This window comes from Paenibacillus sp. JT22N15 (genome assembly GCF_059383755.1).
Map to the genome: position 1 here is coordinate 93359 of NZ_JBXENV010000017.1, position 14603 is coordinate 107961.

General features: G+C 49.5%; 12 protein-coding genes. 5 read left to right on the top strand and 7 right to left on the bottom strand.

All coding sequences use genetic code 11. From position 1 onward, the window contains the following. Together AC50X8_RS27455 and AC50X8_RS27460 are read left to right on the top strand one after the other, a co-directional pair. Positions 1-798: a DeoR/GlpR family DNA-binding transcription regulator gene (locus AC50X8_RS27455; protein WP_056039822.1), complete on the top strand. Its 798-nt coding sequence runs from the start codon at positions 1-3 to the stop codon at positions 796-798. A gap of 143 nt (positions 799-941) precedes the next feature. Beyond that, positions 942-1514 (top strand): TetR/AcrR family transcriptional regulator, encoded by a 573-nt coding sequence (locus tag AC50X8_RS27460; RefSeq protein ID WP_056039824.1) that lies wholly within the window; start codon positions 942-944, stop codon positions 1512-1514. A 132-nt stretch (positions 1515-1646) separates the two neighbouring features. On the opposite strand, the gene AC50X8_RS27465 is transcribed toward AC50X8_RS27460, so the two are convergent. The 3 genes from AC50X8_RS27465 to nagB form a co-directional block, all read right to left on the bottom strand. Next, positions 1647-3044, bottom strand: coding sequence for an ArnT family glycosyltransferase (locus AC50X8_RS27465; RefSeq protein WP_494882735.1), 1398 nt, complete (start codon positions 3042-3044; stop codon positions 1647-1649). 297 nt (positions 3045-3341) lie between these two features. Then, positions 3342-4511: an N-acetylglucosamine-6-phosphate deacetylase gene (nagA, locus tag AC50X8_RS27470; protein WP_494882737.1), complete on the bottom strand. Its 1170-nt coding sequence runs from the start codon at positions 4509-4511 to the stop codon at positions 3342-3344. A gap of 25 nt (positions 4512-4536) precedes the next feature. After that, positions 4537-5262 carry a glucosamine-6-phosphate deaminase gene (gene nagB / locus AC50X8_RS27475; protein ID WP_494882797.1) on the bottom strand — a complete coding sequence of 242 codons (726 nt, stop codon included), beginning with the start codon at positions 5260-5262 and terminating at the stop codon, positions 4537-4539. Between the two features lie 166 nt (positions 5263-5428). Here nagB and fni point away from each other — a divergent pair, with 166 nt between their 5' ends. After that, positions 5429-6508, top strand: coding sequence for a type 2 isopentenyl-diphosphate Delta-isomerase (fni, locus tag AC50X8_RS27480; RefSeq protein ID WP_494882739.1), 1080 nt, complete (start codon positions 5429-5431; stop codon positions 6506-6508). A 39-nt stretch (positions 6509-6547) separates the two neighbouring features. Here the strand turns inward: fni and AC50X8_RS27485 are convergent, their stop codons facing one another. From AC50X8_RS27485 to AC50X8_RS27495, 3 genes are read right to left on the bottom strand one after another with little or no spacing between them, the layout of a single operon-like run. Further along, positions 6548-7654 (bottom strand): Ger(x)C family spore germination protein, encoded by a 1107-nt coding sequence (locus AC50X8_RS27485; protein ID WP_494882741.1) that lies wholly within the window; start codon positions 7652-7654, stop codon positions 6548-6550. Continuing rightward, on the bottom strand, positions 7651-8751 hold the full coding sequence (locus AC50X8_RS27490) for a GerAB/ArcD/ProY family transporter (RefSeq protein WP_056039834.1): 1101 nt from the start codon (positions 8749-8751) through the stop codon (positions 7651-7653). Before AC50X8_RS27490 ends, AC50X8_RS27485 begins: the two co-directional genes overlap by 4 nt. Then, positions 8748-10079 carry a spore germination protein gene (locus AC50X8_RS27495; RefSeq protein WP_494882743.1) on the bottom strand — a complete coding sequence of 444 codons (1332 nt, stop codon included), beginning with the start codon at positions 10077-10079 and terminating at the stop codon, positions 8748-8750. Before AC50X8_RS27495 ends, AC50X8_RS27490 begins: the two co-directional genes overlap by 4 nt. 194 nt (positions 10080-10273) lie before the next feature. On the opposite strand from AC50X8_RS27495, the gene AC50X8_RS27500 reads away from it, so the two are divergent. Continuing rightward, positions 10274-11023, top strand: coding sequence for a class I SAM-dependent methyltransferase (locus AC50X8_RS27500; protein ID WP_494882745.1), 750 nt, complete (start codon positions 10274-10276; stop codon positions 11021-11023). Beyond that, positions 11023-12012 (top strand): MBL fold metallo-hydrolase, encoded by a 990-nt coding sequence (locus tag AC50X8_RS27505; protein WP_494882747.1) that lies wholly within the window; start codon positions 11023-11025, stop codon positions 12010-12012. Before AC50X8_RS27500 ends, AC50X8_RS27505 begins: the two co-directional genes overlap by 1 nt. On the opposite strand, the gene AC50X8_RS27510 is transcribed toward AC50X8_RS27505, so the two are convergent. Further along, complete coding sequence (locus tag AC50X8_RS27510) at positions 11997-13823, bottom strand: APC family permease (RefSeq protein ID WP_056039843.1); 1827 nt, start codon at positions 13821-13823, stop codon at positions 11997-11999. The genes AC50X8_RS27505 and AC50X8_RS27510 overlap by 16 nt on opposite strands. Positions 13824-14603: the final 780 nt, after the last annotated feature.

Consider the following 14603-nt stretch of genomic DNA (forward strand, 5'->3'; position numbering starts at 1 on the left):
ATGGCTGAAGCGAATGTTCCGTCGTCTAAAGGACAGCGCCGCCGCGAGGCGATTTTGCAGCTGCTTAAGCAGCAGGGGCGCGTTACGATTTCCGAGATTGTGGAGCAATTCGATTGTTCGGAAGCGACCGCAAGAAGAGACTTAGAGCAAATGGAAGCCAGCTATCCGATTATTCGCACGATTGGCGGGGCGATGTATGATGGGCTCAGCGTCGTTCGTGATATGGGCTTTTCGGAAAAGCAGGATATTTCGTACCTGGAAAAAGAAAGAATTGCCGCGAAGGCGGTATCGCTTATTCAGGAGGGCGATGTCATCGGCCTGTCCGGCGGCACGACCAATTATTTGATTGCCAAGCAGCTTAAACTCAGAAGCGGCATTACCGTCGTGACGAATGCAGTGAATATTGCGATGGAGCTGGCGGGGAGCCCGATTCAAGTCGTTGTCACGGGCGGCATTATGCGCCACAACAGCTTTGAGCTTTGCGGGCCGCTGGGAGAAGGCATGGTCGATCATTTGAATATTGGTAAAATGTTCATTGGCGTTGATGGTGTATCGGCAGGCGGGGGCATTACGACGTATTCGGAACAGGAAGCGCAAATTGCCAAAGCGCTGATTAGGCGATCCGTTGAGACGTATGCGGTGTTCGATCAGACGAAGGTTGGCAAAATGTCACTGTTCTCGATTTCGCCGCTTGCAGCGCTGCAAGCTTTCATTACCGATCAGCCGATTGAAGGCGAGCTTAAGCTGGCGGCACAGCAGCTCAATATTGACGTTTACGTAGCAGAAACGAATAGTTAGCAATGGTAAGGCAGCAGGAGCATGGAAAGTGGCTCCTGCTGCCTGTTTTTTACATTCCTAGCCTTTGTCGCATAAAATGGGGGGCAATCTGCCAGCTGTCGTTTAGTATTGACAATAAATAAACGATCGTTTATTGTTGACGCATGAGACTAAGAGATGAAAATAAAATAGAATTAATTTTTGAAGCTACGATTCAGTTGATTAACGAAATTGGCATTTCGGAAACGTCCATTTCTAAAATCGCCAAGCGGGCGAATGTGTCTGCGGCTACGATTTACATTTATTTTGAGAATAAGGAGGATATGCTCGGCAAGACGTATTTAAAAGCGAAAAAAATAATGAGCGATAAGCTGTTTAATGGGGTAGACCATTCGGCACCGATCGAGCAGCGCTTTAATCTGTACATTCGCAATTTTATCCAATTTGTGCAGGAGCACAAATCTTATTTTTTGTTTATGGAACAAATCTCGAACTCGCCACTGCTGCAAAATTGGTGCTTGGAAGAAAGCGCAGCGCTGTATATGCCTATATTTGAGTTTTTTGAGAGCGGCAAGCAGCAGCAGCTGTTCAAGGATGTAGATAATCATATGCTCATTACGTATTCCATTTTGCCGGTAGCCGAGCTGGTTAAAGAGCAGTTTAAAGGTGATTTTGAGTTTACGCCTGAAAAGCTGGATAGCGCGATTAAAATGAGTTGGGACGCGATAAAGCGATAAAACGATAAATTTTTTTAAGTTTAATGAATGATCATTCATTAATTAAATATAAAGCAGCGGAATCGTGCCGATAAGTACACGGACAATGGCAACTTCCACTGCTTCAGCTCAATATTTAAAGGTCGGCTGCCTTTAATTCAGGGAGTCGGCCTTTATTTTTCGCAGCGCTATTCGTTTCATTTGCATCATATAGATACCGTAGCTCTGCAATAAAATAAAGCATGGAAGCAGATCGAGCCGATATCTTGCTTGTATTTCAATCCAAAGCTGCACGAACGCATAGCCCAGCAGTAAAATCAGAAAAAGCATGTGGCCGGCCTTATGCTGCTCGGCAAACCGGCTGCGCCATAAGCTGTACAGCGAATAGACTCCTGCTGCGCTCATGGCAGTGAAGAGGAAGCGCTCCGCTATTTTTAGGACGGCAGCAAGCTGTTCCTGATTCATATCCTTCAAGCTCCACATAACCGCCGAATCCTCTTCGCCCCAAAAAATAGCGAGCTTGCGCGCAAACAGTGAGGCGACTGCGGCCGGATCGGCGAGACGCTCCTTGATCAATGCCAGCTCTGCTGCGTCACGCTCCTCGCCAAGCTTAAATTGCAGCACGTACTTGCCATCCTCAAGCGACCATCTGCCATCTGTTTCCGCATTTAATCCTACGACGAATTTCCAATAAGGCTCCCGGTTAGATAACGGGTATTGCGAGGCTTCGCTTTGCACGAGTGCATAGCTGGCTAAAGCTTGCACCATATAAAAAATAATAAACACGCCGGCGGCACGGGCAAGCAATAATGTAGTGGATTTTCCAATCGATAGCCCGGCAGGCCTGTAATCGCCCGATTTAGCTTTGAACAAGCGAAATAGCAGTAGAAAGGCAGCAAAGCCAGCTAAATACACGAGGCTTAGCGGTCTCATCAAGTTCGCAAGTCCGAAGGCGAGGCCGATTAGAAGCCAGCCATATTTGTTTTCGAAGCTTTTACTAATGATGAGCAGGCAGCCGAGTGTGAAAAAGAATGTCGACCAATGCTGATTCGTCAGTACCGAGCACATGATGATATTGGGAATATAGAGCGCATACAGCAGCCCCGCAATTCGCGCCGTATGCTCGTTAAACAGCTCTAGGGCAGCGTAATAAACGAGCAGCACGGTCGCTGCGCTGAACAGCACATTAACTAGCTTAAGCATGAACAGCGCTGCTCCGCCAAATAGCTTGATCATACCTGCTTCATACATCGTAAAGCCAAACTGGTACACCCAGCTGAGAAAATATTCATCCTGATTAAATGAAAAATCGCCTGCTGCTGCTAGCTTGGCAGCATTATACATAAACAGGAAATCGGAATCGGGAGGTGTATCGATCCAAATAATCCAGCCGAGCCGGGACAGCAGGCTGATCGCTATAAGTGCGAGCAAATAGCTTTTATCCGATATTTGGCGTCCAAGCAACCAGGAGGCGGCAAATATAAGGATGAGCGTAAGGAAAACACCGCTAGCGGCAAGCAAGGGACTTTGGAGCAGCTGCGCTGTATTCATAAAGGAAGCAGCGAAAACGACAACGAAAAATAAGCCTCCTATAAAAGTGAGCGTTTGAGCAGAAAAAGAACGTATCGATTGGAATGAGTGGAATAAGCGCATAGCTTCTCCTTTCTTTAAGCGGAATGACTTATCCAATTTTATCCGAAATAGGTTAAAGAGGCTAGCTGTGAGCTGCAATTGGATTCATCTGCCGGAAATAAGCTTAATTAAAGCGAAGCTTATGCTGGATATTCCATACGAATAAAGCCGCCCCTGCTGTTAGGCAAGGACGGCTTTATTAATAGAGAAGATAGTTTAATTCCGGGAAGCATCGAACACAAGCTTGCCGCCTACCCAAGTATGGCTCACTGCGGAGAAATCAGCATCCGTCAAAATGACATCTGCTTGCTTGCCGCATGCGATAGAGCCCGTCTGCTCGTAGATACCGAGCTGCTTAGCCGCATTACCGCTGGCGCAGCGGCTGACTTCGGCGACAGACAGCGCAGTGTTGGCCAGCATGTACCGGAAGGCACGCAGCATCGTCAGACTGCTGCCTGCGAGACTGCCGCTGCCTTGCAGGCGGGCAACCTGATCTTTCATCTCGACGGCCAAGCCGCCAAGCGAGTAATTCCCGTCGGGCATGCCCGCTGCCGACATGGCATCGGTAATGAGAATAAGCTTGTCTGCCGGTTTGGCAGCTGCAAGCAGCCGGATCGCTCCCGGATGGACATGATGGCCATCGGCTATGAGCTCGGCATATATCCGCGGATCGCTGAGAACAGCGCCGACGGTTCCCGGCTCGCGGTGATGCAGCGGACGCATCGCATTATACGTATGGACGGCGTGGGACAGTCCAGCGTCTGCTGCGGCTTCGATATCCGCGAAGGAGGCATCGGTATGGCCGCAAGCGGCGACGATATTATTTTCAGCAAGCCAGGCAATGAGCGGAAGTGAGCCTTCCCGTTCAGGCGCAAGTGTCAAAATTTGAATCAAATCGGGAAACTCTGCAGTCCATGCCTCCAGCCAGTCCTGCCGAGGAGGCGAGAGGTAAGCGGGATTTTGCGCACCGATCCATTTTTCATTCAGAAACGGTCCTTCCAGATGGACACCAAGCAGTGCGGCATAGGGCATGTCGCCGCTTCTGTAATCCGCTGCTGCATGCAGAACCGACTCGATCGCTTCTTTAGAAGCGGTCATCGTCGTCGCCAGCATACCCGTTGTGCCCTGGGAGGCGTGGAAACGGGTAATCGTGTCGTAGCTGCTGCGGCTGGCATCCATAAAGTCGGCGCCAAAGCCGCCATGCACATGGACGTCGATAAAGCCAGGCAATAAATAGCCGCCGGCTCCATCTATAGCGGGCAGCGCCTGTTCTTCAGCGCTAAGAACAGCAGCATTTTCCAGCAGTCGATGAATGAGGCCATTTTTAATAACAGCACTGCCGGCAATGATCTGGTCTTCCAAGACGATATGGACATGATGAATCACCCAGGAGGAGGGCGAGTTTTTCATATTACTTCAGCTTCCTTCCGGCTTCGCGGTCGAGAAGCACGATAACCCGGGGATGAGTCTGGAGCAGCGAAGCTGGCACATCGGTTGTAATAGGGCCAGTCAACGCTTGCTCTACGATCTCCGCTTTATCTGCACCGCGAACCACGAGTATGATGGTGTGTGCTTTCAGGATGGAGCCGACACCCATCGTCAGCGCCATCTTCGGAACTTCTGCGGCCGATGAGAAAAACCGGGCATTTGCTTCCATCGTTGCCGCCTTCAGCTGGACGGCATGGGTACCCGCGGATAGCTTCGCATCAGGCTCATTAAAGCCGATATGTCCGTTATGTCCAAGCCCAAGCAGCTGAATATCGATTGGATTTTGCTCCAGCAGCTGGTCGTAACGGTCGCATTCGGCTTTCAAATTTTCAGCCAGCCCATTAGGCAAATGATAATGATCGTCTGCAATATCAATATGGGAAAATAACTGCTGCTTCATATAATAAGCATAGCTTTGTTCATGCTCGGCAGGCAGGCCTACATATTCGTCCAAATTGACGGTAGTCGTCTGGGCGAACGAGACTTCCTTGCTGCGATATGCTTCTATTATTTTGGCATAGATGCCTAGAGGTGTCGAGCCTGTAGCGAGCCCTAGCACCGCATTTGGCTTCTCTTGGATTTTATTAATAATGGTTTGAGCCGCATAAGCGTCAAGCAGTTCCCAGTCGTTAAAGTGAATGATTTGCATCATGAAGCGCCTCCTTCAGGTTATGATTTTATTTTAAACTAAAAATATCTTTTTAACAATAATTTTGATTGTAAAGTTCATATTAATGATTTTTACAATCAATTTAACATGTACTCACAGCGTATGTTATGATGGACGGATAGAATATTTGCAGGAGGTAAAGGCAATGACGACAACGCAGCGTACGGAGGCGGAGGAAGCGGCGAAAACCGCGAAACGCAAAAATGAGCATATCCGCATTTGCTTGCAGGAGGAAGTGAACGGCCAGCATATCGATACAGGGCTTGATCGACTGCGGTTCCGTCATAATGCGCTGCCTGAGCTGTCATTTGAGGAAATTGAACTTAAGACGGAGTGGTTCAATTCGCCGATGAAAGCGCCGCTGCTCGTCAGCTCTATGACCGGAGGCACCTCGGAGGCTGGGGCTATTAACCGCCGCCTGGCAGAGGCTGCCGAGGCACGAGGCTGGGCGATTGGTCTGGGCTCCATGCGGGCCGCTATTGAGCGTGAGGACTTGGCCGCCTCCTTTCATATCAGAATGGAGGCGCCTTCGGTACCGATCATCGCCAATCTCGGAGCGGTACAGCTGAATTACGGCTTCGGTACCGATGATTGCTTGCGTGCAGTTGACATAGCAGAGGCGAATGCCCTCGTGCTTCACGTCAACAGCATGCAGGAGGTTTTTCAGCCGGAAGGCAACACGGACTTTCGCGGCTTGCTGACGCGAATTGAGCAAGTATGCCGCGCCCTCCCTGTGCCAGTCGGTGTGAAGGAAGTAGGCTGGGGCATTGATGCGGGTACCGCCGCAATGCTTGCGAATGCAGGCATTTCCTTTATTGATGCCGCTGGAGCGGGGGGCACATCCTGGAGCCAGGTCGAGAAATACCGGGCGGGTGATGGATTGCGCCGGCAAGCTGCGGAGGCATTCGCCGATTGGGGCATTCCGACAGCGGAAAGCGTTAGCGCGATTCGCAGCACATTGCCGCATATGAGCGTTATAGCGAGCGGCGGATTAAGGCATGGTGTTGATGCGGCTAAAGCGATTGCGCTTGGAGCGAATCTCGCTGGCTTTGGGCGTGTCTTATTGCCGCAAGCGGTGCATGGGACAACCGACCTGTCAATTCGCCAGCTTACCCAGCAGTTTGAGCGAATTGAGTTTGAATTAAAGGCGGCGATGTTCGGCATTGGCGTCCGCACAATTGAGCAGCTTCGCCAGACGGATCGGCTTGCTTCGAAAGCCGACTAATCATGACATAGCCTACATAACAAACGAAGGGACCGCAGCCTATTTAATCAGGCCGGTCCCTTCGATTTTGATTCGGGCATTGACGGCGAATTGCAGCGTCGGGTAAATATTTTGCCATTGCTGCCAGGCTGCTTCGCCAGCATGAGTCGCCCGGTAATGCAGGCCAAAGCCGAAAGGATCGACGCCAGCCTGCTGTATTTTTATCAGCAGCTTATCCGTCAATTTGGAGTAATCTTGGCTTAGCTTTTGCTCCACCTGTCCCCAGCCCTGGTCAAACAAATGTGGAGGTGCTTCCTCCATAAGCGCTTTTATGCGAACGTCCATGTTTAATTGAAGCTTGCCATTATGCTCGCTAAAGTGATAATGGCTTTTAATTTTGCTGATGGCTCCCACAATCCGATTGTTTGAGAAACTTCCTTGAATCGAAGACTTCTCGTAGTTTTGAGCCAACTGGTTAAATAGCTGTGATTCTTCCGGCTTTAGGACGAGCTTGATTTTCGTTTTATCCAGCAGCGCCGTGTGGTTAATAACATAGCCGCTGTTGCCTTCGTTGCGAATAATCGGCATGATGGGGTCCAAACCTTTTTCCATGACGCGCCTCGTCAGATCCGAAAGATTTTCTACATACGTATAGGGATTGTCCGTTCCATCTGCACTGAAGCTTAGAAACAGCGCATTTCCCGGATAGCGCTCCGCCTGGGGATTAATTTTCAAAATCGTCCGGGCATCCGGCTTGCCAATCGCCAAATTCGCAATACTTTGTATATCCCGCCGTCTTTTCATCCAATCCAGCACAGGGGAATAATCCTTATAAGCAACGCGCTCACCGATGAGAAAAATTTTGCAATGGCCAAAGTCCAATTCCTTGTCCACATGGGCTTTCAGCATGCGCACACCTTCGGCGATGCTTGCGGCTTCAATTGTTTCTACTTGCGCTTTGCCAGCGCCGGGCTCGATTTTCGGTGAGGCAATGGCCAGGCGCAGCGTAATGAGAAAAGGATTTTGTTTTTTGCCACTGTAATCGATACCCATCGCCACGATAAAATAACGTTTGTCAATATCTTTAAAGCCGCAGCCGCTTAATGCTGTACAGGCCAACAGCATGCACAAAGCTAGCAGCGTGAGCTTTAACGAGCGCATCTTCATGCGGATTTACGCTCCTTTCGGCTAAGCATGAACACGGAAATCACGATGGCTATATAAGAAAACAGCATCGCCGTCAGCCAATAGCGCGTAAACATAAACTCTAAGCGTTCATCGCTGAAAAACAAATAAATTACGGCAGCTACAGCAAACACACCGCAAATCATATAGTTGATAACGGGCGTTTCCTCGAAGTCGGTTGCCATTTTCAGCTTGGGGAAGCAGCTTTTAATAAATTCCATCGCTTGATGCCAGCAGCTCATCGTATAAATGAGCGATAGATTTAGATACACAATCAGGAACAGAAACAATACCCGTTCGATAAAACCGTATTGCAGTGTAATCGAGTCAGCAGTCATGCTCCATACATAAAGGTATTCATCTACCGCTTCAGTACCATGGAATCCGATAGGCACGAAGAAGGAAATGCTCAAAATAATCATGCCAAATATCGGTACGAGCCAGCGATACGTATAGCTGAAATTCGGCGGCAGTAGACGATTAAATATCGACAGATTGAAAAATCCGGTGAATACAAATACCCCGGCGGCAATAGAGCCAAGCTCTGGGCGCACCATCACAAAATTGGCGACAGTATGAATGGCATCCCAATTTAACTGCGGGCTTCTCACCATTTTGAACAGCACGAAAAAAATAATCGGCGCATTGAGCAGCAGCCCAACCTCGATAATATGCTGTACGGATAACGTCGAGCGTGAGGCCGCATAGCCGCAGGCAATAACAAGCAGGCATAAAATGACCAGCGGATTCAGCTCCGGATTGAAAAAGCGGTTGATCATGATCGCAAAGGCGGCCACGACAATAGTAGACGATACGAAGCAAATAATCGCTACATAAACCATAATGGGCGAGACGAGCCACCGCGGCCAATAGGCCCGTAAAATTTCAGGCAGCCCCATGCCGGGAAAATGCGCTAGCGCAGCAGTATAGGCATAGGTGAGCAAAGTTCCGGTGGCCCCGGAAATCAGCATCGAGGAGACGGCGCCACTGTAACGGTGTTCGATTAGAATATGCGGCACATACAGCATCAAGTTGACGAAGCTGGTCAGAAAAAAGTTGTAAAAGAAGTAGCGTGTCATTCCACCTTTACCTGCCCAATGTCCCCTGACTGTGATTTTGTGCCTGCAAACATGCGGAAATAAGGCTTGCCGAAGCTTCGCAAATTGCATAAATAGACCACGTACATGAATGAGCCGACGGTAACTCCGGTAATGCCGAAAAAGATAGCCATCACAATGAGTGGATATTTCAAAAAGCGGATAGCAAATGACAAGGAATTGACCGGAACGACAAAATTGGAAATGGCGACGACGGAGGTCACAATAATCATAATGCTGCTGACGAGACCGGCCTGCTGGGCTGCTTGTCCCAAAATAAGACCGCCGACGGTTGTAGCCGTTGAGCCAATGTAGCGGGGCAGCCGAATACTAGCCTCAATTAGCGCTTCGATCATAAATAGCATAACCATTACCTCAATAAAGGACGGGTAGGGTACAGCCGAGCGGCTTCCGGCGATGGAGAGTGCCAGCTGTACCCGAAAGAGCTCTGGATTGTAAGAGATAATGGATACATAGAGGGCAGGCAGCGTAATGGTCAATACAACCGCAACATAGCGCAGTAAGATAAGCGTGCGGGTCATCCAAAAGGCTTCGTAGTTATCCTCGACCGCATGCATAAAGTCAAAAAAGGTGACAGGCAGCACTAGAGCGAACATATTTCCTTTTATGAGAATGGCGATTTTACCATTGGAGATAGAAGTCGTAATGCGATCCGGGCGCTCGGTAATCAGGACAGTAGGGAACAGATGCCACTGCTTTCCGGTTAAAATCGTTTCCAGCTCGCCTGCGGCCTGCAGCATCTCGGTTTGCGCTTTCGTCAGTCTTTGCCTTAACTGATTCAATACAGTCGGATCGACGCGGCGCTGATCGAACAGAACAATAATTTCCGTCTTCGACAGCGACCCAACGGTGTGTTCCTCTACACACAGCTCAGGAGAGTGGTACATGCTGCGGATGAGGTTAAGCGATTTTTTCAAATCTTCGTTCAACGCAAGCTGCGGTCCTTGAATTGCACTTTCTACTTGGGTTTGGGTACTTTCATTACTAATAATTTTCGCTGTGTAAAGCGAGTAAACGATGCCTTGAGCTTCTATTAAAATATTGCCTTTCAGCAGCAAATCGGTCCACGTAGCTGGATCATCAACGACTAGATAGTCGCTAATCGTACGCAGCTGTTTATCGTAAGGCACCTCTTCCTTCATAAAAGGTACTAGCACATAATTGCTGATCATTTGCTCGTCGCATAAAGAGGAGATATAGGCAATTTCGATAATTAAATCGTCATTTTTGAGCTGTTGCACCTTTAAATCAACTGATTGGGCAAACAGCAGGCGGATGTGGTCGATCATAGAGCTTCCTCCTTAGCAGCAAAATGGGCAAAGTGAGCTTCCAGCTTGTCGCTCACGGGCTTAAGGTGCGCCAGGCGACCTGTAATTATACCCATTGGAGTGAATCATTACAGGGCATCCTTTTGCCTAAGTAGCATAAAGTGCAGTACAATGAAGGGATGAGAAGTGAATTGCAAGGGTAGAGGAGAATACATATGTCCAACTGGTTTGAGCAGAGTTTTGGAAGCGATTATATGGTTGTTTATAAGCATCGGGATTGGGATAACGCCTACAAGGAGGTACAGCTGATGGCGCAGTGGCTCCAGCTTCCGGCTACGGCAAAGGTGCTGGACATCGGCTGCGGTATGGGACGCCATGCGCTGGCACTGGCAGACTGCGGCTATGAAGTGACGGGGATGGATTTGTCGGAACCGCTGCTTAACGAAGCGAGGAAGCATGATGCGTTGCAGCGCGTAACCTGGGTGCAGGGCGACATGCGCCAGCTCCCTTTCGAATCGGGGGCGTTCGAGGGAACGGTTAATTTATTTACGTCGTTTGGCTATTTTGCAGATGAAAAAGAGAACGTGCAGGTGCTGCGGGAAATTCGCCGCATGCTGAAGCCAGGTGCGCCATTTCTAATTGATTTTCTGAATCCGGCTTATGTAGAGCGTAATCTCGTTCCGGCATCGGAGCGCATGGATGCAGAGTCCGGCTGGGTCATTCGCGAGCAGCGTAAAATTGAAGATGGCTGGGTCAAAAAGCATATAGAAATTGCCGTAAGCGGCGATGAGGCAGACAATCGCCATTATGATGAGCAGGTTCGCCTGTATTCGCTCACATGGTTTGAGCAGGCGTTCGCCGAGGCAGGCCTTGTGCTGGAGAAAACATTTGGCAACGTCGATGGCTCAGCCTATGATGAGCTGAACTCGCCGCGCCTTATTATGCTTGGAAGGGCTAATGCGTAATGGCGGCTCAAGCGGTGCAATGGGAGCACGGGCTGCTGCAAGTAAAGCTTCCGCTGCCCTTTGCCTTAAAAACGGTAAACAGCTACGTATTTACTGAGCCTGCGGGAGGATATACGCTTATCGATCCTGGTCTCCGAACGGAGGAGACGCTTGCGGTCTGGGAAGCGGTATTTGCGGACCATTCGATTGCGCCAGAGCAAATTTCGCGCATCGTCCTTACGCATCAGCATCCCGATCATTACGGTCTCGCGGGCTATTTTGCCGAGCTAAGCGGCGCACCGGTCTTGATGTCCCGGCGAGCCCATCGCTATGTTAGGCACTTATGGGGAGAGGGCAGCACGATGACAGAAGAGCTTGCTGAATTATTTGCTCTGCATGGCATGCCGCAGCACTACATTGATGAAATTAGCAGCAACTTAAGCAGTTTCCAGGAAAAAGTTTCGCCGCAGCCCCAGCAAGATCAAATCATGTATATAGAGGCTGGCGAGACGTTTGAGCTTGGCGGTTCACAGTGGGAGCTGCTTGATGCGCCAGGACATGCCTATGGCCAGCTCTGCTTCTATGAAGCCAATAAACAATGGATGATATGCGGCGATCAGGTGCTGCCGCGCATAACTCCCAATATTAGCGTCGTTCCTGGCGAGGAGATGAATCCGCTTGGCGATTTTCTGGCAAGCCTGGATCGCTTAAGCGAATATGAGGTTAAGCGCGCTTTTCCAGGGCATTATGATTCGTTCACGACATTTGCCAGCCGAATCGCAGAAATTAAGCAGCATCATGTGCAGCGGCTGGAGCAAATGCTGATGATGCTGCAGGAGCCGCTCACAGGCTTTGAGGTGTGTGGACGATCTTTCGGTGCACGGGCACAACAAAGCCCGCATCAGCACCGTTTTGCAATGGCCGAGACGCTCGCCCATTTGTATGAGCTGGAGCATTCGGGCCGGATATCGCGAACGGAGCGTGCGGGCGTTATTTATTTTTTGAGATGATAGGGAACGGTCGTAACTACGACGTTTTTGCGGTGGAGCAGCAGGGCGCGAATCATAAAGCTCGTCTGGTTGTGCAAAATATTATGCCAGCCGCGTTTCGGGATAAATTGCGGAATAATCACCGTCACGCGGTAGCTGGACTGGCTGGCCTTGCGCTCCACCGTATCAATAAATTTCAGCAGCGGCTGCATGACCGAACGATAAGGCGAATGCAATACGACTAATCGCACGTCCGGCTGCCAATCCTTCCATTTTTCCTCGAACGCCTCGCCTTCCTCTCGCTCAAATGGCACATACACCGCAATAATTTGATTCACGGACAATGACTTGGCATAGGCAATGGAATTATCAACAACATGTGTCATTCCGGCCACAGGCAAAATCAGCACATTGCCTTCGATGGGCATCGCAGGCTCGCACGTGGTGAGCCGCAGCTGTTCGCCGACGGCGTTGTAATGCTTTTTAATCCGGTGAAACACATAAATAATAATCGGCAGAAACACGAGCACAGGCCATACTTGCGCGAACTTCGTCAAAAAGAACATCATTGTGACGATCAAGCTGATGAGCGCCCCTGCCGAGTTTATAAGCAGCTTCACGACCCAGCCCTTCGGCTTCTGGCGGACCCATTTCACAATCATCCCCGTCTGGGACAAGGTAAATGGAATGAATACCCCGACCGCATAAAGCGGAATCAAATGCTCGGTCTGACCGCCAAAAGCAATAATCAAAAGGATGGATAGCACGCCAAGGCTGATAATGCCATTGGAATAGCCAAGGCGGTCGCCCCTGACCGTAAACATCCGCGGAATAAACTTGTCTTTAGCCAAATTCACCGCGAGCAGCGGAAAAGCCGAATAGCCTGTATTTGCTGCCAATATCAAAATCAGCGCCGTAGTGCCCTGAATGAAGAAATACATAAAATGCCGTCCAAACGTATGCTCAGCAATTTGGGAAACGACGGTTACTTCTACCGCCGGTTTAATGCCGTAATAATAGGCCAGGAACACAATGCCAGAGAAGAGAATAGCCAGCAAAATGCCCATTGATGAGAGCGTCTTCGCAGCATTTCGGGGAGCCGGGTCGCGAAAGTTTGGTATCGCATTGGAAATGGCTTCTACCCCTGTGAGCGCGGAGCTGCCAGAAGCAAAGGCGCGCAGCAGCAGGAACAAGCTGATGCCTGCAACTGGCGTCCCAATCGGCGTATGCAGCTCAGGCGGCACATGGCCGGTTGCAATATTGTAAATACCTGCTCCGATTAAAATAAACAGCGCAAGAACGAACAAATACACCGGGTAGGCGAGAATGGATGCCGACTCGGTCACGCCACGCAAATTCAATATCGTAATTAAAATGACGAAAATAACAGCAATCAACACATTATGCTCATGGAGGCTGGGAAAAGCCGACGTAATGGCGTCGGTTCCCGCGGAGACGCTGACCGCTACCGTCAATATGTAGTCCACTAGCAAGGAGCCGCCTGAAATTAATCCGGGGAAAATGCCGAGATTTTCTTTGGATACGACATATGCGCCCCCGCCGTGCGGATAGGCGAAAATAATTTGCCGATAAGACAGAATAAGCGCCAGCAGCAAAATGAGCACGAACGCGGCAATCGGTACGGAATACCAGAATGCAGCAGCACTTACCGTTATTAATACAATCAAAATTTGTTCCGGTCCATAGGCAACGGAGGATAGAGCATCCGACGAAAGAATGGCCAGCGCTTTCAGCTTGATCAGCTTCTGGTCGCCAAGTTCATTGGATTTGAGCGGCCGTCCGATTACAAGCCGTTTTAAAAAAGTCATCATTTCAGGTCACCGCCAGCAGTTAGTTGTAAGAGTGAAAAGCATTTTTGCAGAGCACGTTATTGCTACTATCTCCTGTTATAAGTTTTTTCACCATGGAAAAAAAAGCTACTTGATCTCTCCGCAGGCGACTCGGTTTGAGGCAGGTGCAATGATCATAGTCCCCAGGCATGCTTTTTGTAAAATCTCGTTTTCAGCTGAAAAGAGGCGGAAAGGTTCTCTTTTGATCATGTAAGCGATTACAAATGAACGCTGTTTAGCAGCGCGAGGTGTAGCTTGCGGTAGGAATGATTATTGCCTATTCCGGGCAATGAAAGCGTGAGGAATGGCTGAGCGTGAAGGGGAAATAAATATTGTCTTTTGTTCGCTTTGGGGAGTTATCCCCTTAGCTCAGAAAAGGGGAATTGCAAATGAAAACCTGGTTTCTGAGCTAAGGGGATAACAGCATAAAGCAAAAATTATAGTGTCTAATTTGCATGGCCAAACGAGAAATCAAAAAGCAAAAAGCAAAAAGCACAAATCAGAAAACAGAAAACAAAAACCCAAAACCCAAAACCCGAAACCCGAAACCCGAAACCTGAGTGCCGAGTGCCGAAAGCCGAAAGCCGAAAGCCGAAAGCCGAATGCCGAATGCCTAAAGGAAAAAGGAAAGGCGGAGTGGTTGATGGCAGAGGGAGGGAACCGGGAGGCGCTAGTGAAAAGCGCAAGCATCCCTTTATTTGTTTAGACATCAAACAGGCGCCGCATCTTTAGCAAGACGCGGCGCCTGTTCGTTATCTATCC

Excerpts from the sequence above, each read along its gene's own strand:
- AC50X8_RS27485 (WP_494882741.1), bottom strand. The coding sequence starts at position 7,654 with ATGAAGATGCGCTCGTTAAAGCTCACGCTGCTAGCTTTGTGCATGCTG.
- AC50X8_RS27510 (WP_056039843.1), bottom strand. The coding sequence starts at position 13,823 with ATGATGACTTTTTTAAAACGGCTTGTAATCGGACGGCCGCTCAAATCC.
- AC50X8_RS27465 (WP_494882735.1), bottom strand. The coding sequence starts at position 3,044 with ATGAATACAGCGCAGCTGCTCCAAAGTCCCTTGCTTGCCGCTAGCGGT.
- AC50X8_RS27460 (WP_056039824.1), top strand. The coding sequence starts at position 942 with ATGAGACTAAGAGATGAAAATAAAATAGAATTAATTTTTGAAGCTACG.
- AC50X8_RS27495 (WP_494882743.1), bottom strand. The coding sequence starts at position 10,079 with ATGATCGACCACATCCGCCTGCTGTTTGCCCAATCAGTTGATTTAAAG.
- fni (WP_494882739.1), top strand. The coding sequence starts at position 5,429 with ATGACGACAACGCAGCGTACGGAGGCGGAGGAAGCGGCGAAAACCGCG.
- nagB (WP_494882797.1), bottom strand. The coding sequence starts at position 5,262 with ATGCAAATCATTCACTTTAACGACTGGGAACTGCTTGACGCTTATGCG.
- AC50X8_RS27455 (WP_056039822.1), top strand. The coding sequence starts at position 1 with ATGGCTGAAGCGAATGTTCCGTCGTCTAAAGGACAGCGCCGCCGCGAG.
- AC50X8_RS27490 (WP_056039834.1), bottom strand. The coding sequence starts at position 8,751 with ATGACACGCTACTTCTTTTACAACTTTTTTCTGACCAGCTTCGTCAAC.
- AC50X8_RS27505 (WP_494882747.1), top strand. The coding sequence starts at position 11,023 with ATGGCGGCTCAAGCGGTGCAATGGGAGCACGGGCTGCTGCAAGTAAAG.
- AC50X8_RS27500 (WP_494882745.1), top strand. The coding sequence starts at position 10,274 with ATGTCCAACTGGTTTGAGCAGAGTTTTGGAAGCGATTATATGGTTGTT.